General features: G+C 66.9%; 15 protein-coding genes and 2 pseudogenes. 7 read left to right on the top strand and 10 right to left on the bottom strand.

The window, feature by feature from the left end:
- Window positions 1-52: 52 nt before the first annotated feature.
- Window positions 53-643: a malonic semialdehyde reductase gene (locus ACZK13_RS01810; RefSeq protein ID WP_004139510.1), complete on the bottom strand. Its 591-nt coding sequence runs from the start codon at window positions 641-643 to the stop codon at window positions 53-55.
- A gap of 120 nt (window positions 644-763) precedes the next feature.
- On the opposite strand from ACZK13_RS01810, the pseudogene ACZK13_RS01805 reads away from it, so the two are divergent.
- From ACZK13_RS01805 to ACZK13_RS01780, 6 genes and pseudogenes are all read left to right on the top strand, one after another.
- Window positions 764-1,730, top strand: a pseudogene (locus ACZK13_RS01805) (mitochondrial fission ELM1 family protein).
- A gap of 199 nt (window positions 1,731-1,929) precedes the next feature.
- Window positions 1,930-2,157, top strand: a complete 228-nt coding sequence (locus ACZK13_RS01800) for a hypothetical protein (RefSeq protein ID WP_180838266.1) — start codon at window positions 1,930-1,932, stop codon at window positions 2,155-2,157.
- 48 nt (window positions 2,158-2,205) lie between these two features.
- Window positions 2,206-3,057 carry a DUF2145 domain-containing protein gene (locus tag ACZK13_RS01795; protein WP_049400079.1) on the top strand — a complete coding sequence of 284 codons (852 nt, stop codon included), beginning with the start codon at window positions 2,206-2,208 and terminating at the stop codon, window positions 3,055-3,057.
- A 19-nt stretch (window positions 3,058-3,076) separates the two neighbouring features.
- The gene (locus ACZK13_RS01790) at window positions 3,077-3,580 is read left to right on the top strand and encodes a hypothetical protein (protein WP_004139502.1); all 504 of its coding nucleotides are present in this window, start codon (window positions 3,077-3,079) and stop codon (window positions 3,578-3,580) included.
- Window positions 3,581-3,612: 32 nt separating this feature from the next.
- Window positions 3,613-4,128, top strand: coding sequence for a hypothetical protein (locus ACZK13_RS01785; RefSeq protein ID WP_004139500.1), 516 nt, complete (start codon window positions 3,613-3,615; stop codon window positions 4,126-4,128).
- A gap of 75 nt (window positions 4,129-4,203) precedes the next feature.
- Window positions 4,204-4,764, top strand: a complete 561-nt coding sequence (locus ACZK13_RS01780; protein WP_478482188.1) for a queuosine precursor transporter — start codon at window positions 4,204-4,206, stop codon at window positions 4,762-4,764.
- A gap of 351 nt (window positions 4,765-5,115) precedes the next feature.
- On the opposite strand, the pseudogene glnE reads toward ACZK13_RS01780, so the two are convergent.
- Window positions 5,116-7,915: pseudogene (gene glnE / locus ACZK13_RS01775) on the bottom strand (bifunctional [glutamate--ammonia ligase]-adenylyl-L-tyrosine phosphorylase/[glutamate--ammonia-ligase] adenylyltransferase).
- A gap of 384 nt (window positions 7,916-8,299) precedes the next feature.
- On the opposite strand from glnE, the gene ACZK13_RS01770 reads away from it, so the two are divergent.
- Entirely contained in the window at window positions 8,300-9,814 is a 1,515-nt protein-coding gene (locus tag ACZK13_RS01770) for an acetyl-CoA hydrolase/transferase family protein (protein ID WP_478482186.1), read from the top strand.
- A 162-nt stretch (window positions 9,815-9,976) separates the two neighbouring features.
- Here the strand turns inward: ACZK13_RS01770 and hglS are convergent, their stop codons facing one another.
- The 8 genes from hglS to ACZK13_RS01730 all read right to left on the bottom strand — a co-directional run bounded on the left by hglS (window position 9,977) and on the right by ACZK13_RS01730 (window position 19,382).
- Complete coding sequence (gene hglS / locus ACZK13_RS01765; protein ID WP_478482184.1) at window positions 9,977-11,341, bottom strand: 2-oxoadipate dioxygenase/decarboxylase HglS; 1,365 nt, start codon at window positions 11,339-11,341, stop codon at window positions 9,977-9,979.
- Between the two features lie 165 nt (window positions 11,342-11,506).
- Window positions 11,507-11,995, bottom strand: a complete 489-nt coding sequence (locus ACZK13_RS01760; RefSeq protein ID WP_049400073.1) for a hypothetical protein — start codon at window positions 11,993-11,995, stop codon at window positions 11,507-11,509.
- 31 nt (window positions 11,996-12,026) lie between these two features.
- The gene (locus ACZK13_RS01755) at window positions 12,027-12,779 is read right to left on the bottom strand and encodes an HAD family hydrolase (protein ID WP_032130030.1); all 753 of its coding nucleotides are present in this window, start codon (window positions 12,777-12,779) and stop codon (window positions 12,027-12,029) included.
- A gap of 95 nt (window positions 12,780-12,874) precedes the next feature.
- On the bottom strand, window positions 12,875-13,285 hold the full coding sequence (locus ACZK13_RS01750; protein ID WP_004139214.1) for an EF-hand domain-containing protein: 411 nt from the start codon (window positions 13,283-13,285) through the stop codon (window positions 12,875-12,877).
- Window positions 13,286-13,517: 232 nt separating this feature from the next.
- Window positions 13,518-13,889, bottom strand: a complete 372-nt coding sequence (locus ACZK13_RS01745; RefSeq protein WP_032968343.1) for a hypothetical protein — start codon at window positions 13,887-13,889, stop codon at window positions 13,518-13,520.
- Between the two features lie 211 nt (window positions 13,890-14,100).
- A complete protein-coding gene (locus ACZK13_RS01740; RefSeq protein ID WP_478482183.1) occupies window positions 14,101-14,814 on the bottom strand; it encodes a M15 family metallopeptidase in 714 nt (237 codons plus the stop codon).
- A complete protein-coding gene (locus ACZK13_RS01735) occupies window positions 14,747-16,303 on the bottom strand; it encodes a serine hydrolase domain-containing protein (protein ID WP_478482181.1) in 1,557 nt (518 codons plus the stop codon). Before ACZK13_RS01735 ends, ACZK13_RS01740 begins: the two co-directional genes overlap by 68 nt.
- Before the next feature lie 55 nt (window positions 16,304-16,358).
- Entirely contained in the window at window positions 16,359-19,382 is a 3,024-nt protein-coding gene (locus tag ACZK13_RS01730) for a TonB-dependent receptor (protein ID WP_478482180.1), read from the bottom strand.
- Between the last annotated feature and the right edge of the window lie 15 nt (window positions 19,383-19,397).

The following is a 19,397-nucleotide window of genomic DNA, read 5'->3' as shown; positions in this document are numbered from 1 at the left end:
GGTGCAGCAAGAGCCTGCCACGGGACGGCAGGCCCGAAACCGATACAGCGACTTACGCGATGCGCGCCGCTTCGTCGAACGACAGGCGCGGCAGACGCGGGAACAGGCCCGCCGAGTCACCGTAACCCAGGTTGACCAGGAAATTCGACTTGATGGAAGTGCCGGCGAAGAAGGCTTCATCCACCTTGGCCGCATCGAAGCCCGACATCGGGCCGGCATCCAGGCCCAGCGCGCGTGCGGCCAGGATCAGGTAGGCGCCCTGCAGGCTGCCGTTGCGGATGGCGGCTTCGTGGCGGCCTTCCTGCGGGCCGTCGAACCAGGCCTTGGCATCGGTGTGCGGGAACAGGTACGGCAGCTTCTCGTGGAAGTCCAGGTCGAAGCCGATGATGACGGTGACCGGGGCGGCCATGGTCTTGTCGTGGTTGCCTTCGGACAGGGCCGGGGCCAGCTTGGCCTTCGCTTCCTTCGAGGTGACGAAGACGAAGCGGGCCGGCGTGGTGTTGGCGGCGGTCGGGCCCCACTTCACCAGGTCGTACAGTTCCTGCAGCAGGCTGGCCGGGACCGGCTTGTCGAGGAAAGCGTTCTGGGTGCGGGCAGTACGGAACAGCTGGTCGAGGGCAGCAGCGTCGAGCGCGTGGGACATCGGTGGATCTCCAGGGCGGCTAAGGGAAGTCAGTGCCCGCGGGCGGCGCGGGGCGAAACGACGAGCCGCAGTGTAGAGTGTCGCGACTGTTGCAACACCCAGCAGGGCTGAAACGAATTAATGCCACAGGTGAAACGATCGAGTGCGCCCTGGACGGTCACGGACGGCCGTGCCGGCAATGTCCGCCAGGCGGTCGCGCTGGCCTCTGCGCTGCGCCAGGGCACCCATCGCCCGCTGGTCCTGCAGCCCCGCGCACCCTGGCGCTGGCTGTCGCCGCGGCGGCTGCCTGGTGATGTGAACGGCTACGGCGAGGCATTCGCGACGCTGGCCGCGGATGCACCGCCGCTGGCGATCGGCTGTGGCCGCCAGGCCGCCGGCGCACTGCGCGTGCTGCGCGCACGTGGCAGCCAGGTGGTGCAGATCCTCGACCCGCGCATCAATGCCCGCCACTGGGACATGGTGGTGGTGCCCGAACACGATGCCCTGCGTGGCAGCAACGTACTGACCCTGCTCGGCAGCCTCAACCCGGTGGACGATGACTGGCTGGCCTGGGGCCGCGCCGCGTTCGCCGGCTTCAGTACCCTGCCCGGCCCGCGCACCGCGCTGCTGGTGGGCGGGCCGACGCCGCTGGCGCCCTGGGACGAGACCGCGATGGTGGGCGTGTTCCAGGCGTTGGCCGAGCAGATCCGCAGCGAGGGCGGCAGCCTACTGGCCACCACCTCGCGGCGCACGCCACCGGCCTTGGCCGAGATCCTGCGCGCGACGTTCGCCGACCTGCCGCACGTGATCTGGGGCGACGGCGGCGACGGTACGAATCCTTATGGCGGCCTGCTCGGCTGGGCCAACCGCGTGGTGGTCTCGCCCGATTCGGTGAACCTGCTGTTCTGAAGCCTGCGCCACGCGCATGCCGGTGATGGTGGCGCTGGCCGATACCGTGCAGGGCCGGCTGGCGCGTTTCCAGCAGCAGCTGCGCGAGCGTGGGCGGTTGCAGGCGCACTGGCTGGACTGGCAGTACGACCGTATCGAGCCGCTGCGCGAGACCGCGCGGGTGGCGGCAGAGGTGAAGCAGCGCCTGGCATTGGGGTAGTGCCGGCCGCTGGCCGGCAACCCTCGGCGCCTGGCATCACGGTAGTGCCGGCCGCTGGCCGGCAACGCTGTACCCATTACCGAACACCCTGTCGTTGCCGGCCAGCGGCCGGCACTACCCGACCGCGCAGCGATTTCTGAACATTTCGATCCGGCTACGCGGTTAGAGTCCAGCGTCCCCCATCACTCTGAACGTCTTCATGCGTACCTTGCTCCTGTTACCCTTGGCCCTGCTCGTTGCCTGCTCCACCACGCCCACCGAGCTGGATCCGATCTCGTATCAATGCCAGCAGCAGCTGGACGCGTACCGCGAACAACCGGCGCTGCGCGATCCGAAGGGCCAGCGCCCGCCGCTGCCGGTGGCCCCGATCAGCGACGCCTGTGACAAGGAACTCCAGCGCAAGGGCCTGGACCGCCCGCTGCGCTGAGCAGCGTATGATCGGCGCGCGGGCCTGCCCGCCGTTGAAGGTATCGACATGGATCGTTTCTCCCGCCTGCCGCGCGCCGCGCTGCTGATCGCCAGCCTGCTGGCGACCGCACCGGCCTGGGCCAACAGCACCGAATGCCGCGAGCGCTACCCGAGCGTGGCCGCGCAGGCAGCGATGCTGGACGTGGCCTGGACCACCGCTGAGCGCCTGGACGCGCTGCCCGATGTGGACGTGGTGGTGGCCGCGCGCGGTGGCCAGGACCTGAGCCGCTACGGCCTGCGCCACAGCCACCTGGCCTTCCTGGTGCGTGAGGACAATGGCCGCTGGCGCGCGATGCACCTGCTCAACCGCTGCAAGACCGACAGCTCGCAGCTGTACCACGAAGGGCTGGGCAACTTCGTCGGTGAGAGCGGCGGCCATACCGACCTGCGCATCGGCGTGCCGTCGGCGCCGCTGCGTGCTGCATTGAAGGCGATGCTGGTGTCGCCGTCGATCCAGCCGAAGGCACTGCACGAAACCAAATACAACGTGGTTGCCTACCCGTTTGCCACCGACTACCAGAACTCCAACCAGTGGGTGCTGGAAGTGCTGGCCGCGGCGATGGCGCAGACCGAAGGCGCGCCGGCCATCGTCAAGCGCGAACAGGCGCAGCAGTGGCTGCGCCAGCAGAAGTACCAGCCCAGCGTGCTGCATATCGGCTTGGGCAAGCGCGTGGGTGCGCGCCTGTTCGTGGCCAACGCCACCACCACTGACCATCCGGCCGGCGAACGCATCTCCGGCAACTATTCGGTGGTGACGGTGGAATCGGTGTTCGATTTCCTGCACCAGCGCAGCCAGCTGCAGCAGGAACTGGTGATCCCTCACGTGCCGGTAGCTGGTGCTGCCGCCGCCACGCCCTGAATCCAGCAAGGAGAACGACATGCGTACCCTGCCCGCCGTCCTGATGCCGATGCTGATCGTCGCAAGCCTGGCCTGGTCCACGGCCGCTCATGCAGAGCGCCGCATCGTGATCATCCACGACCCGGGCCCGCAGGGACCGAGCCTGGAGATGTCCACACAGATGGTGACGTCGGCCCGCGCGGCGGCGGCGAAGGAAGCCCAGGATGCCGCCGACGCTGGCCAGCCGCTGGCCCGCCCGCAGCAGATCAAGCTGCCGCAGATGCAGGTGAGTGCGATCGCCACCACCGTGGATGGCCGCCGCGAAGTGCTGCTGCGCGATGCCAACGACCCGCAGAACACCGCATCGATGCAGTACCCGCGCGGCATCGGCGATCCCGCCGTGCAGTTCACCGTGGGCCAGACCGTGAACTTCGAACCGACCGGCGCCGACCAGGGCTGGCAGCTGAAGGACAACCAGGGCCGTCCACTGGAATATCTACCCGAGGCCACCGGCCCGCGCGACATCTTCGATACCCGGCGCTGAGCCGCCGTCCCCACCCTGACCAGGAGGTCTCCATGTTCCGTTGCCTGCGCGTTCCCGCCACTGCCCTGCTGCTTTCGGCGCTGGTGGTGCCCACCGTCCATGCCGGCGCCGCGCCGCAGTTGAACAGCGGCCAGACCAGCGTGCTGGTCACGTCGCTGATCGTGCTGTCGATTCCGTTGGCCACGTCGATGGGACTGGCCGAACTGTCCAAGGCCCCGTTCAAGGCCAGCGAGCGCAACGGCAAGGTCGCCGCACGCACGCCGGCGGTGCCGCTGCCACCGATGGAAGTGAAGCAGGTCGCCACCACGCCAGCCGGTGATCGCCAGGTGCACCTGCAGGTGCCCGGCAAGGCCGACCAGACCGCAACGCTGCAATGGCCGGCGGCTGCAGGCGATGATCCGATTGCCGGTTTCGTCGTCGGCCAGCAGGTGCGCTTCGACCCGACCGACGCGGGTGCCGGCTGGACCGTGAAGAGCGCGCAGGGCCAGGCGCTGGCCTATGTGCCGACCGCCTATGCCGCCGGCGATGTGATGAGCGAAACGCTGTAAAGCTGAACGGCCGGTTTTGGCATTGCCGCGAGCCGGGCGGATAATGGGGGATTACCTTTGTCCCCCTGGCTCGCCATGTCCGTGCGTCCTGCCCCTGTGTTTGCCCCGTTGACCGCCCGCGCCCTGGTGCTGGCGGTGCTGGCCATGGGCGCGGTGGTGCTGCTGTCCAACGTACTGGTGCAGTACCCGATCAACGATTGGCTGACGTGGGGTGCTTTCAGTTACCCGGTCGCGTTCCTGGTCAGCAACCTGATCAACCGCCGCTTCGGCCCGGGCCCCGCCCGCCGCGTGGCGTGGATCGGTTTCGCGGTGGCGGTGCTGCTTTCGATCTGGGTGGCCACCCCGCGCATCGCCATTGCCTCGTGCTCGGCCTTCATCGTGGCCCAGCTGCTGGACATCACCGTGTTCGACCGCCTGCGCCGTGGCAGCTGGTGGCGCGCACCGATGGTGGCCACCACCTGCAGCGCCACGGTGGATACCACCATTTTCTGGTCGATCGCGTTTGCCGGTTCGACCCTGCCGTGGGTGAGCTGGGCTGCCGGCGACCTGGCGGTGAAGCTGGCGATTGGCGTCTGCCTGCTGGCCCCGTTCCGCGCGCTGTTGTGGAAGATGGCGCCGCTGCGCGCCATCAGCTGACCGCCGTTGCTCTGGTAGGTGCCAACCTTGGTTGGCACGCTGTTGCCGGGGTCATGAACGCTGACGGATTGCGCCAACCAAGGTTGGCACCTACCAACAGCAGGCCAATGCTCAGATCATTGATCCGGCGGGCCATCGCAGGGCCATTGATCCGGTAGTCGCCAACCTTGGTTGGCGCTTTGCATTCATGCCAACCAAGGTTGGCATCTACCAACAGCAGGCCATCGCCGGCCAATGATCCGGTGGGTGCCGACCGTTGGTCGGCACGCCCTGCAGAACTCATCGCTGCCGACAGATGGTGCCGACCAACGGTCGGCAGCCACCCAAAGTTGTTGCAGCATTTGCACCCACTCAGGCGAACGGCAGCTCCGCGGCGATGCACGCGGCGGTAATCGCGGCACATGCCTCTTCAATCGCGGGCGTGGTCGGTGCCAGTCGTGGACGTCGATCCAGCGTGCAGGCCAGCCCAACATCCAGCAGCGTGGCATGTGCTCCGTGCAGCGCCTGCGCGGTGTCTTCCGGCAGGAATTCCGCAACCGCCAACGCATCGATCAACGACGGCGTATCGCGCGGCTGCAGCAGCGCCGCATGCTGCGCACTGCGCGCCAGCACACCGGTCTGCAGCAGGAACTCCAGGTCCACCACGCCACCGGCACCCTGCTTCAGGTCCAGCCGCGCGGCATCGCTGCGGTCCAGTTCGGTGCGCATGCGGCCGCGCATCTTCAGCACGTCCGCGTACAGCACACCCGTGTCGCGCTCACGCCCAAGCGTCTGCGCACGCACCTGCTCGAAGTCGGCCAGCAGGCTGGCATCGCCGGCCACGCCACGCGCGCGCACCAGCGCCTGGTGTTCCCAGGTCCACGCGCGTTCGCGCTGGTATTCGGTGTAGCTGGCCAGCGAAGACACCAGTGAACCCTTGCCGCCATCCGGGCGCAGGCGCACGTCGATGTCGTACAGGCGCCCGGCGGCGGTCACCGCACCAAGCAGCGCCATCACCTTCTGCGCGAGGCGCGCATACCAGCGCCCCGGCTCCAGCGGACGCGCGCCATTGCTGGCATCCACGCCGGCCGGGTTGTCGTGCAGGAACACCAGGTCCAGGTCGGAACCGAAGCCCAGTTCAAGCCCACCGAGGCTGCCATAGCCGATGATCGCGAAACGCCCGCCGGGAATCTCGCCGTGTGCGGCATGCATGTCCGCTTCGGCCATCGCCAACACGGTGACCACCACGGCCTGCGCCAGCTCGGCCAGTTGCCGCGTGCTGTCCACCGCACCCTGGCGGCCATCCAGCGTGGCCATCGCCATGCGGAAGCTGAGTGCCAGCCGCGTTTCATTGAGCCAGCGCAGTGCGGATTCGGGATCCTCCACTGCCAGTACCTGTTGGCACTCCGCCAGCATGCCGGCGGCATCGGGCATCGGCCCGGACACGCGCACGTCCAGCAGTTCGTCCAGCAGCAGCGGATACGCCGCCAACCGTTCGGCCAGCAGCGCGCTGCGCGCCAGCACGTCCACCAACCGCGCCAGTGCGCTGGGCTGTTCGTCCAGCAAGGCGAGATAGCTCGTCCGGCGCAGCACCGCCTGCAGCAGGCCGAGCACGCGCTTGAGCGCGGCATCCGGCTGCGGCGAACGCGTGGCCGCATGCAGCAGCGCGGGCAGCACGCGCGCGATCCAGCCGCGCACGCGCGGCATCGGACAACGACTTCACGCCGGTGCCCTGGGCGAAGTCGCGCAGCGACTGGTCAGCGCCGTTGGCATCGAGGAAACCGGCTTCGGCCAGCAGCGGTGCGTTGCTGCCTTCGGGCAGGCTGCGCCAGTAGTTGGCCAGCGCATCGGGCGCGGCCTGGCCCTTGCGCGGTGCCAGCAGCGCGGCGAATTCAGTACTGACGCGCTGCTGCTGTTCGGCCAGCGCCGCGCGCAGCACCTCCCAATCCGGATAGCCCAGACCCACGGCGATGCGTTCGCGGTCGAGCGCATCACTGGGCAACACATGGGTCTGCGCGTCACGCAGCATCTGCAGGCGGTTTTCCAGCCGGCGCAGGAACAGGTAGGCCTCGCGCAGCGCACTGCCGTCCTCGGGCGCGATCTGCCCGGCGGCCACCAGTGCGTCCAGCGCCACCAGCAGCCGACGCTCGCGCAATGCCGGTTCGCGACCACCGCGGATCAGCTGCAGCGCCTGGCACAGGAATTCGATCTCGCGGATGCCACCGGCACCGCGCTTGATGTCGTCGTGCAGTTCGCGGCGTGCGACTTCAGCGGTGATGGCCGCCTTCATTTCGCGCAGGCCGTCTAGCGCGGTGAAATCCAGGTAGCGGCGGTACACGAACGGGCGCAGGGTCTGCAGCCACGCCTCACCGGCCTCGATATCGCCGGCCACCGCGCGCGCCTTCAGCCACGCATAGCGTTCCCAGTCGCGGCCCTCGCGCTGGAAATACTGGTCCATCGCCGCGAACGACAGCGCGACCCGACCGGCGCTGCCGAACGGGCGCAGGCGCAGGTCGACGCGGTGGCTGAAGCCATCGACGGTGGTTTCGTCCAGCAGCTTGGCCAGGCGCTGGCCGAGACGGGCGAAGTATTCCTCGGCGGCCAGCGGGCGCGGGCCGTCCGATTCGCCGCCCTGCGGATAGGCGTAGACCAGATCCACATCGGAACTGAAGTTGAGCTCGCCACCGCCCAGCTTGCCAAGGCCGAACACCACCAGCTGCTGCGGGATGCCGTGTTCATCGGCGATGACGCCGTGACGCTGGGCGAATTCCTGCTGCAGGGCGTCCAGTGCCAGCCGCAGGCAGTCCTCGGCCAAGGTGGTGGCACCGGCGAGGGTTTGCGGCACGTCGTCGAGGCCGGCCAGGTCACGCCAGATCAGCCGTGTGGACATTGCCGTGCGCCAGCGCCGGATCTGCGCCGGCCAGTCGCTGGGCTGCAGAGGATCGAGCACCGGCGCCGGGATCGGCGGGCAGCCGGGCGCGGCCAGCTGTGCCAGCAAGGCCGGTTGCCGCACCAGGGTGTCCAGCGCGAAGTCGCTGGCCACCGCCAGCCGGGTCAGCAACGGCAGCAGGTTGGCCGGGATGGGCTCGGGCAGGACCTGGGCCAGGCGCGCCAGAGCGCGGTCGACAAGAGGCTGCAGGGAGGCGGGCACGTCAGCGGGGGCGAGGGTCATGGGCTGATTGTATCGACCCGGCCGGGACGCAACGGACCCGGTAGTGCCGGCCGCTGGCCGGCAGATCCGATGATCCTGCCGAAGGTTACTGGGGTTGCCGGCCAGCGGCCGGCACTACCGATAATGGAGACCGCGTATTCATACTGGACGACAGGCAATAAAAAAGCCCGCTTGCAGCGAACTGCCAGCGGGCTCTGCTCCCTCCCCCACGTCGGGATGCAGGTCCATCGTGCGGGCTGCGAAAGCACTTTGCACGCTGCACTGCAAAACAAAACCGGCGGGTTTGGGTGACCCCTGCGGGAAAAGCCATTCCACGAAGGTAGAACCCCCCGTACGGATGAGGATGGCCGATAATCGGAATTCCCCCCAGCAACACGTGTCGTCATGTCTGTTGATCGCATCGCCAACGCGCGTCTTCGTGACCGCGTGGTCTCCGCAGAGGCCGCAGCCGCGCTGATCCAGCCCGGTGAAACCGTGGCCATGAGCGGCTTTACCGGCTCCGGGTATCCCAAGGCCGTTCCCGTCGAACTGGCCCGCCGCATCGAAGCGGTGCATGCCCAGGGCCAGACCTTCCAGATCAGCCTGATGACTGGCGCCTCCACCGCGCCGGAACTCGATGGCGCGCTGGCCAAGGCCGATGGCATCGCCATGCGCATGCCGTTCCAGAGCGACCCGGATGCGCGCAACCGCATCAACGAGGGCAAGCTGGATTACATCGACATCCACCTCAGCCACGTGGCCCAGCACGTGTGGTTCGGTTTCTATGGCGAGATCGATACCGCCGTGATCGAAGTCTCGGCCATCCGCGAAGACGGTTCGCTGGTGCCCTCCACCTCGGTCGGCAACAACAAGACCTGGCTGGACCTGGCCAAGAAGGTGATCGTCGAGGTCAACGAATGGCAGCCGGCCGGCGTCGACGGCATGCATGACATCTACTACGGCACCGCGCTGCCGCCGCACCGCAAGCCGATTCCGCTGGTGAACGCCAACGACCGCATCGGCGACACCGCGCTGCGCTGCGACCCGGACAAGATCGTGGCCGTGGTGCGCACCAACGGCCCGGACCGCAACAGCCCGTTCAGCCCGATCGATGCGACCAGCGAGCAGATCGCTTCGCACCTGATCGAGTTCCTCAAGCATGAAGTGAAGAAGGGCCGTCTGCCGCCGAACCTGCTGCCGCTGCAGTCGGGCGTGGGCAATATTCCGAACGCGGTGCTGGCCGGCCTGGCCAAGAGCGGCTTCCGCGACCTGGCCGCGTTCACCGAAGTGATCCAGGACGGCATGCTCGACCTGCTGCGCGACGGCGTGCTGAGCTATGCCTCGTGCACCGGCTTCGCGCTGAGCCCGCAGGCCAACGAGACGTTCAAGGAGAACATCGATTTCTACCGCGAGCGCATCATCATGCGCACGCAGGAGATCTCCAACCATCCGGAACTGGTGCGCCGCCTCGGCTGCATCGGCATGAACGGCATGATCGAGGTGGACATCTACGGCAACGTCAATTCGACGCACGTGATGGGCACGCGGATCATGAACGGCATCGGCGGTTCCGGTGACTTTGCCCGCAACGGTTTCCTGTCGGCGTTCCTGAGCCCGTCCACCGCGAAGAACGGCACCATCTCGGCGATCGTGCCGATGGCCAGCCACGTGGACCACACCGAACACGACGTGTCGGTGATCGTCACCGAACAGGGCCTGGCCGACCTGCGTGGCCTGACCCCGCGCAAGCGTGCGCAGGTGCTGATCGACAACTGCGCGCACCCGGATTTCCGCCCGCAGCTGCAGGACTACTTCGACCGTGCCAGCCGCGAGAGCTACGGCAAGCACACCCCGCACCTGCTGCCGGAAGCGTTGTCGTGGCACCAGCGCTGGCTGGATACCGGCACGATGAAGGGCTGAGACCCGCTTTTGTAGAGTCGAGCCATGCTCGACTGCTTTCCTGGGCAGCCGAGCATGGCTCGGCTCTACAGAGGGCAGCGCCATGACCCCAGGCACGGACATCGGGTAGAGCCGGCCGCTGGCCGGCTCCCCAGAACAGCCGGCCAGCGGCCGGCTCTACCTTCACGCGGTGCGCAGGCTCGCCAGCGATTCGGCCTGCAGCCGCTCGTAGATCTCGAACTCGTCATTCACCGCCACGCCCAGCGCCTGCTCGAAGGCTTCGCGGTTGGCATGTGCGGCATAGGCACGCTGTTCTTCACCGCCCAGGTTCGACTGGAAGATGCCCGCGGCACTGACCGGCAGGAAATCCTCGTAGACGATCGGGTCGGCGGTGGCCAGGCCGGCGGCCACCAGCACTTCGGCGGGCAGATCGGCCACGCGCTCCGGCGCGGCGCGGCCGGCATCGGTCAGCTGGTAGCGGTAATAGCCCAGGCCTTCCTGGCGCAGCGTGTCATGGTCATCCGGGAAGCTGGCGAACACCGCCTGCAGGCGCTGGCCGTAGTCGCCGCCGGTACTGCCTTCGCCACCGGCATCACGGGCCTGCGACAGCAGCTGGTCGTACAGCGCGCGGCCCTTCGGGGTCAGCGCAAGGCCACGCTGTTCGATCTCGCCGAAGCGCGCGGTATGCGTACCGGCATCGCCACCTTCGTTGTCCGGGAAATGCACGGCTTCTTCCAGCGCCTTGAAACTGGTCTGGCGCAGCAGGATCGGGCAGGCACGGCGCGGTGGGCCTTCGATCACCGCCTTGGCGGCCATGCCGTGTTCGATCATCGCGGCCTGCGCAGCGTCGATATCCAGCGTACGCGGCGTCAGATGGTTGATGTGCGGGCCACGGAAACTGACCACGTCGGCCACCAGGCGATGCGCGTTGTGCAGCGCGTGGTAGGTCGGCAGATCGACGGTGGCATCGCCGTGCCAGCGGAAGGTTTCCAGTGCTTCATCGACGAAGCGCTCGGCATCGGCCTGCGACAGCCCGCCGTCACGCTCGGCCTGCTCGATCAGCGCCAGCGCGCCCTCGGTGAAGATGCGGCGACGTGCAAGGATCTTTGCCGATTCGGCACGCAGCGCTTCGTCTTCGATCAGCTCCAGGCGCAGCAGCGAGGTGAACACGCGGAACGGGTTCTGCGCCAGCGCGGCGCCGGTGAGCGGGCGGAACGCGGTGGAGTGCACCGGCACGCCAGCCACGGACAGGTCGTAGTAGCCCACCGGGTACATGCCCATCACCGCGAACAGGCGGCGCAGCGTGGCCAGTTCCTGCACGGTGCCGACCCGGATCGCGCCGTGGCGCTCTTCATCCAGGCGCGCGCGCTCGTCGTTGCGCTGCAGCTGCGCGGCCAGCGCAGGGTCCTGGTCAAGCACCTGCGCGTTGATCCGCTCCACCAGTTCCACCAGCGTGCCGTACAGCGGCACTTCGGTGCGGTACATGCGGGACATGGCCTGCGCGAACAGGCGGCGGATCACATCAGGCGAAACGAAAGAGGCGCTCATCAGTCACTCGATTACGGGAACGGGGAACAGCTCGAACCCGTATTGTCGCCGGAGCGCGGGGCCGCGGCGATATGCAGAGCAACATGAAGGAAATCGGTAGTGCCGGCCGCTGGCCGGCAACCTCGGGATGCCTGGAATGATGCAGCTGCCGGCCAGCGGGCGGCACTACCGCTTGAGCTGGCGCCTCAGGGTGGCATCCAGGGTGATCGGCCGGTCCCAGTGCTGGTAGCTGGCCACGATGGCATGGCGCACGGCGCGGTAATGCAGGTTGTCCGGCTTGGCCGGCATGCGCTTCACCACCGCCTCCCAGCCGCCCTCCGGGTCCTGGCTGAAGGCGCGCACGCTGTCGCGGCAGGTCTGGCCGCTGGCCTTGGCCCAGAAGCAGGCGAAGTAGATATCCCCGGCCTGCCAGCCATGGGTGGTGAACAGCGCGCTGATGTAACCGCGCGGCACCTCGGCATAGCGCGACACTTCGTCGAGGAAGGCGTCGGGGTAGCGTTCGGCGTAGTGGTTGATGTCCTGCAGCTGGGCATCGACCCAGCGGTCACCGGTTTCCACCGTGTAGGCCGCCGAACGCTCGGCGGTCTGCTGGGCCAGCACGGTGGCCGGCACCAGCAGCAAGGACAACAACAGCGCGCGCAGTCGGACGTTCATGCCCCGATTCTGCCGCAGCCGCCGGGTCCTGTCAGGCCGCCGCCGAGGCCTTGGCCTCGATCGCCGCCAGTGCGGCCGGCCAGTCGTGGGCGGTATCGGCGGTGACCATGCGCGGTTCATCGTCGGCCACCCCGTGCTGGGTCTCGTGGGCCCAGGTCACTGCGTACGGCGTATGCACGCCCCAGCCGCCCAGGGTCACCACCGGCTCGATGTCCGAGCGCAGCGAGTTGCCGACCATCACGAAGCGCTGCATCGGCAGGTCGAATTCGGCCAGCACGCGGGCGTAGGTTTCCGGGTCCTTCTCCGAGACGATCTCGATGCGCGGGAACAGCTCGGCCAGGTTGGCGACCTTGATCTTGGCTTCCTGGTGGAACAGGTCGCCCTTGGTGATCAGCACCACCGGGTAGTGCTCGGCGATGGCCGCCACCGCTTCGCGCACACCGTCGATCAGTTCGACCGGGTGGCGCAGGGTGTCGTGGCCGATGTCCAGGATGCGCTGGATGTCCTTGGCCTCGATGCGCTGGCCGGTGATGTCGATGGCCGCTTCGATCATCGACAGCGTCATGCTCTTCACGCCGTAACCGAAGGTGCCTAGGTGGCGCTGCTGCACTTCCAGCAGGTGGCGCGCGGTCTGCGTGTCATGCACGTCGACGTAGCGCGACAGCAGGTCAAGATAATCCTGCTCGGCCTTGCGGTAGTAGTCCTCGCTCTTCCACAGCGTATCGTCACCGTCAAAACCGACCAGGCCGATGGCGCGCGACGGCGCAGGCGTGGGGGTGTTCATCGCACAAGGATACAGGGGTGCTGGTGACGATAAAAACCCGGGCGGCCGCAGCCGCCCGGGTCCCCATGCACCGGTCTTCCCGAATCAGGCGTGGATCAGCGGCCCTGCGCCGCGCCGGCACCTGCACCGGCCTGCTGGGCGGCCACGTAGGCCTTGTACTCGTCGGCGCTCAGTTCGCCGTCCTTGTTGGTATCGGCCTGGTCGAACACTTGGGCCAGGCCTGCGTTCACCTGCGCCTCGGTCTTGCTGATGGTGCCGTTGCCATCGGTATCGATGCTGGCCCAGGTCTGGCCACCGCCATTGGCCTGCGCCGATGCCGCCGCGGCCGCGTTGGTCGCTTGGTCAGCGGCCTGCCCTGCCTGCGCTGCAGACTGCTGTGCCTGTGCGGCCTCGTTCTGTGCCTGCGCGGCCTGCTGCTTGGCCGACTGGGCCATCGCCGGAATGGCCAGCACGCTGCCGGCGGCGACGATCAGGGCGATCAGGGGCTTGCGGTTGCGAATAGTCATCAGGGGTGTCTCCTACCAATTGGGTGGTGTTGCGCGGCGTGTTGTCTCCGCACGGCACCTACCCTGCCACCGCCTTTCTGAATCGATTTTGCCTCGCGACCGGCGTCAACACGCACGATTAACCACTCGCCTACGCGCATGCTTTAGCGCGGTGGTTAGCAGCGAGTGAGCAGCTCATAAGATGCGCATTCAGCGCTGCTGGATTTAACCGGCAATCAACGAAAAACCTGCGTCAGTCGACGTTCTGAGCCGATGACCGCGAACTGAACACCACCCAGCCGAGGGCAACACCGGCGAGCGCACCGGCGATTTCCAGCACCACGCGGCTGCCGAGTTCGTTCGGATCGTGGATGGTGGCGAGGAAAAGACGCGCATACAGCGGCGACTCCAGACGCACGATGCCCATGTAGAACAGCTTCCAGGCATCGATGCCGGCGGAGATGATCACGGCGATGACGCAGGACCAGCCGATCGCGTGGCCGACCGTCCAGTGCAGGAGGCGGCACAGCTGCGACCACAGGAAGTACACCAGCAGCCCGACCAGCAGGGCGATGGCGCCCGCTTCGAGGGTGCCGAGCAGGCCGAAGTGCAGGGGAAGGTTCATCGGGTGGGCAACGGTGGGATGGCGGCCAGTGTAAGGGATCTGCCCCGGACCCGATCTGGTGGCCACGGTAGATCCACGCCATGCGTGGATGAAATCTCCATCGAAATCGAGTACTCCGATGATTGAACGAAAGGCGTCCACGCATGGCGTGGATCTACCGTGTCGACCAAGGTCGACACCTACCAACAGCGGCGCCCCTCTGCCGATGTCCCTACCGCACGGGGACGTCGTATTCGGTGCCCGGGTCCGGTTCGGGCTGCAGGGTGTAGTGCCACCACTCCTGCGGATAGTTGACGAAACCACGGCGTGCCATCGCCTGCACCAGCTGCTTGCGGTTCGCCTGCTGCGCAGCGCTCAGCCCGCTCGTCTGCGTATGCGCGCGTGGCCCGAAGAAATCGAAGTCGGTACCCATGTCCATCGGCCTACATGCACCACTGCCGCAATCCAGCAGCCCCAGATCCACCGTGGCACCGCGACTGTGGCCGGAGCGCTCGGCGATGTAGCCGTCGGCCAGCAGCCGTGGCTTGTCCAGATCCGGGTACTGCAGAGCCTTGCGCGAGCGCTCGCGCGGATCGTTCACCCAGGCCATGAAGGCCTGCACCGAACGCACCGGCCGGTAGCAGTCGTAGAGGCGCAGGCCAAAGCCATCCGCACGCAGGTCCTGTTCCACCTGTGCCAGTGCCTTCGCCACCGGCGCCAGCAGGTAACAGGACGGCGCCTCGTAACCCGGCACGCGCGCGCCGGTGAAGTTGTTGGCGCCGGCGTAGCGGATGTCCATCTCGATGCCTGGCGATAACGTGCGGATCTCCACGAATCCGGCGCTGGCGGCATCAGTGGCCGGCGAAACACGCGGCGGCTCAGCGGCGCTGGCGCTCGCTGCCAGGGCAGTCGCCAGTACGAGTGAAATGCAGGTCCTGGAAGTCATAGCTGAAGTCGATGTCCGGATCGATGGCACGCAGGTCCAGTGTGGGCGGTGCACCGTCACCGGGCTGCAGCCAAGCCTGTGCGTCTTCGCCCAGCGTATCCCAGCGCAGCAGCCAACGCCCCTGCAACTGCAGCACCGTGGCCTGCAGTCGGGGCGACTTGTCCACGCTGAAGTGCAGGCCGCCGTCCGCGCCCGGGCACAGTGAGGCCGGGCCCAGCCACGGATCGCGGTAACGGCCCTGCCAGTGCGGCAGATCCGTGCGGCTCGTCTCCTGCGCCGCAACGGTGGACGGCCGCGAATGGCCGGTCGCCGCCCGCGTTGCCTGGTCTGCCTTCAATTCGGCCAGGTACTCCATCGCAGGCCGCGCATCGTCCGCTGCGGTGAAGCGCTTCAGCGCGGCCTGCATCAACGCGGTACGCGCATCCTCGCCTTCGCCATTGATCAGCATCACCACACCCACCTTGCGGTCGGGCAGCAGCGCCAGCGACGAGTACATCCCTGACAGCGTGCCGGTGTGTGCCACCTTCCACTGCCCATCCATGTCAGAAACGCGCCAGCCATAGCCGTAGCCGTAGAAATGCGCGTTGTCCCAGCGCCGCTGGCGCTCACCCAGCGGCATCGGCATGTGCAATGTCCACAACGTGCTGCGCTGTTCACTGTCCAACCAGTCCGGCACCACGGCAGGATCCAGCAGTACCTGCATCCAGCGCGTCATGTCACGCAGCGAACAGCGGATGCCTCCGGCCGCCATCGACGGCAGGTCCGGGCTGATGGCACCGTCGGCGTTCACCACCTCATTGCGATCACCACGCCAGGCATGTGGCTGCGCGACGTTGCCTACGCGCTTCACCGACCAGGCCCCCACCTGGCAGCGCGTCATACCGAGTGGTTCAAACACCTGCTCGCGCATCAACTGGTCGTACGATTTGCCACCCGCCGCAGCGGCCACTTCGCCGGCCACCACGTACATCAGGTTGTCGTAGGCATAGTGGCTGCGGAAGCTGCTGACCGGCTTCAAGTGCGCCAGTCCGGCAATGATGTCGGCGCGGGTGAACGTGTTCGGTTCCGGCCACAGCATCAGGTCGCCAGCGCCCAGGCCGAGACCGCTGTTGTGGATCAGCAGATCGCGCACCTGCATCTGCCGGCCCACCCATGCGTCATGCATGCGGAAACCGGGCAGGTGCCGCTGCACTGGATCGTCCCAGCGCAGCTTGCCCTGCTGCACCAGCCGCGCCAGCAACGCGCCGGTCATCGCCTTGCTGTTGGAGGCGATCTTGAACAGCGTGTCCTCGTCGATGCGGCCGCCATCACCGCGCGCGCCCTCGGCATGGCGATAGACCACGTGCCCATTCTCGACCACCGCCATGGCCAGCCCGGGCAGGTGCTCATGCTGGACCACGGCGGCGACATCGGCATCGATGGATGCGGTATCGACCGCCGAAGCGGAGGGTGCGGCCAGTGCCGCTGCGAGGATCAGCAGATGATGCATGCACGCTTCCCTTCCAATGCCCGCGCCGCCCACACGGACGGCACGGGATGCAGCCTCAGAAATTCCAGGTCACCACCAACTGTGTATAGCGCGGAGCCTGCCAGCGCGTCCCGGTGGCGAACGTCGCCTCGCGGTACTGGCCGGGCTGCGCTTCATAGCGCTGGTGCACGTTGATGGTCTTCTGATTGTTGAACAGGTTGTAGACCGACAGCCGTGCGCTGAGGTCGATGCCTTCCACCGGCAAACGCCACGTCACATTGGCGCCCATGGTCCACGTCCATGGCAGGCGACCGAACGCGCCGCGCGGACTGTACTCGAACTGTCGCTGGTTGTATGGGCCGGAGCAGTTGGCCACGCACAGCCAACCGGTGCCACCGCCACTACCTTCACTGGAGGTACTGCCACCGGCGATGGAGTCGTTTGGCCACATCACGCCATACGCAGTGATCGGGCCACCGGACTGCACCTGCAACGTGGTGCCGAAGGACCATTGCTTGTTCAGTGCGTACGCAGCTCGCAGCTTGAACTGGTGGCGGAAGTCGTTGAACAGTACGCCGTAGCGCTCGTTGGTGGCGGGGTGGTCCCAGAACTGGACCATGCCAGTATCACCGTAGTTGGTATCGGAGTTCACTGGTCCTTCGAAGTTGCCTTCACTCTTCGACCACAGGTAGGACGCGTTGAGCATCCACTTCTCGTCCCATGCACGGTCGATCTGGAACTCCAGCGCCTTGTAGGTGCGCTTGGGCTTGGAATAACCGATCACCTCGCCACTGCCGCCCTTGCGGTAGCCGCTGTTGGCGGTATCGATGGTGATCCAGCCTTCATTGGCGCAGCCGATGCTCTTGTCGCCCCAGATCGTCAGGCTCTCGCCCGGGTTGGCGATCGGCCACAGCGTGCTCGGGGTCGGGCCACAGGGGGTGTAGTTGATGCGGATGTCATCCAGCGCGCGGGTCATGCGCCGATAGGTAGCATTGACGCCCCACGACCAGGCCTGGTTGATCATGTTCTGGAAGCCGAGGATGTACTCATCCTGGTAGACCGCCTTCAGGTCGCGGTCCACGCTCTGGCGCAGATCGGCACCACCGGTGTTCATGCGGGTGTCGGTCGGCCCGATCTGCTGGCCGACGATCGGTGCCATGTACGGCGAGCCCGTCGGCGAGGTCTTCTGCTCCCAGCCGTTGAGCACGTAGTAGCTGTACTCGTCGGTCAGGCCACCGGCGAAGTTCACGTTGATGTTGTTGGTCACCGGCAGGTAGTAGCGGCCTGCATTGCCGAACAGCTTGGTGCTGCCATCACCGCGCATGTCCCACGAGAAGCCGACGCGCGGTGCGATCAGGTCGTCCATCTTGATGAACGCCTTGCCGGCGGCGGTGCGGTTCTCGAAACGGTCCCAGCGCACACCGAGGTTGAGCATCAGGTTCGGGGTGATGTTCCAGATATCTTCCAGGTAGAACGCGTTGGCCTCGGTCTCGAACTTGCCGCCGGACTGGCGGTTGCGTGCGCGCAGCATCTCGGTGACGCCGGCCGGAACATAGGCGTTGGCGCCGTCCCACACTTCATCTCCGGGCCGCGCGACGTAGGCGGTATAGCTCAGCGCGGTCGGTCCCGGGTAGCGGGTGGACTGGTCGGTGGTCATCAGCTCGCGGTCCACGCCGAAGCGCAGCAGGTGGTCGCCCAGCTGCCACTCGAAGTCCAGGCGGGCCACGTCGCGGGTGTCATCGCGCTCGGCCACCGCTGTACCGGTGGGATGGCAGCCGGCGCGCAGGCCCTGCAGCTTGCCCAGGCGCGGACCGTAGGTGCTGTCGGTGAACACCGGGCTGCACGCCTGATCCAGCGACGAATTGGTGAACGCACGCTGGTTGTTCTGGCCGACCATGGCGCGGGCGGTGAAGTTCTGGCCGAAGTGGCCGGTATAGGTGGCCGACCAGTTGCGACCACCCGTCTCGGTGACCGAATCACCGCCCCATGCACCGAGCTGGTCTGCGTTCCAGTTGTAGCCATACGAGGCGTTGGTGACGTCACCTTCGTCGGAGAACGCCAGCAGCGCCAGGCTGTGGTTGTCGTTGATGTTCCAGTCCAGCTTGGTGCCCCAGAAGCCATTGCCGGAATCGTTCTTGAACCAGGTACTGCCATCGGACGAGGTGTTGTGGCCCTTGTCGCTGCGGTCCTCATACATCGCGAACAGGAACAGCTTGTCCTTGACGATCGGCCCCGAGCCCCAGACGTTGGTCTTCAGGAAAGAGTTGTTATCGCGGCTTCCGTAGGAATGCGGGGTGCCGTCGCGGTGGAAATGATCGCCGCCACTGGCGCGCCACGCACTGGGCTCGGCGGTGACTTCAACGCCGCCTTCGAACTCGTTGCTGCCCGAACGGGTCACCGCATTGATCACGCCACCGGTGGAGCGGCCGAACTCGACCGAGTAGCCACCGGTCTTGACCTGGAATTCCTTGAAGAAGGCGAACGGCGCGGTACTGAAGCCACGACGGGTATACATGTCGGTGACATTCAGGCCGTTGATGAAGACCGCATTCTCGGCCACCGATGAGCCGGCGAACGACAGGCCTCCGAATGACGAGTTGCCGCCGACCACGCCCGGCGCCATCAGCGCGACCGCGGACAGATCCTGCGCCACCGGCAGCCGCGAGATCTCCTGGCGGTTGATGTTGAACGAGGTTTCGGTGGAGTACACATCCACGCGGTTGACCACGCGGGTGCCAACCACCTGCAGTGCATCCAGGTTGGTGACACCGCCGCCGCTGCCCAGGTTGACCGTGGTGGTACCGCCAACGGCAACGCTCACCGATACCTGATCGCCCAGCTTCTGGCCATCGCGACTGAGCTGCAGCTGGTAGTCGCCCACCGGCAGCTGGCCGAGGCGGTAGCTGCCATCGGCGCCTACGGTGACGGTACGGGTCAGGCCGGTGCTGCTGCTGACCACGGTCACCTGGTCACCGGCGGTTGCACGGCCGGCGACTGCACCGCTCACGTTCTGTGCCATCGCGATGCCGGGCAGCACTACGCCCAGACACGCCCCAAGGGCGACGCACAACGCCGCCCGCTTGATGCTGTAAGCCTTCATCCCCTGCTCTCTCCT

The organism is Stenotrophomonas sp. 99219_Sma (assembly GCF_056480785.1).
The sequence above is the reverse complement of the archived record's forward strand: the minus strand, read 5'-3'. Positions and strand labels throughout refer to the sequence as shown.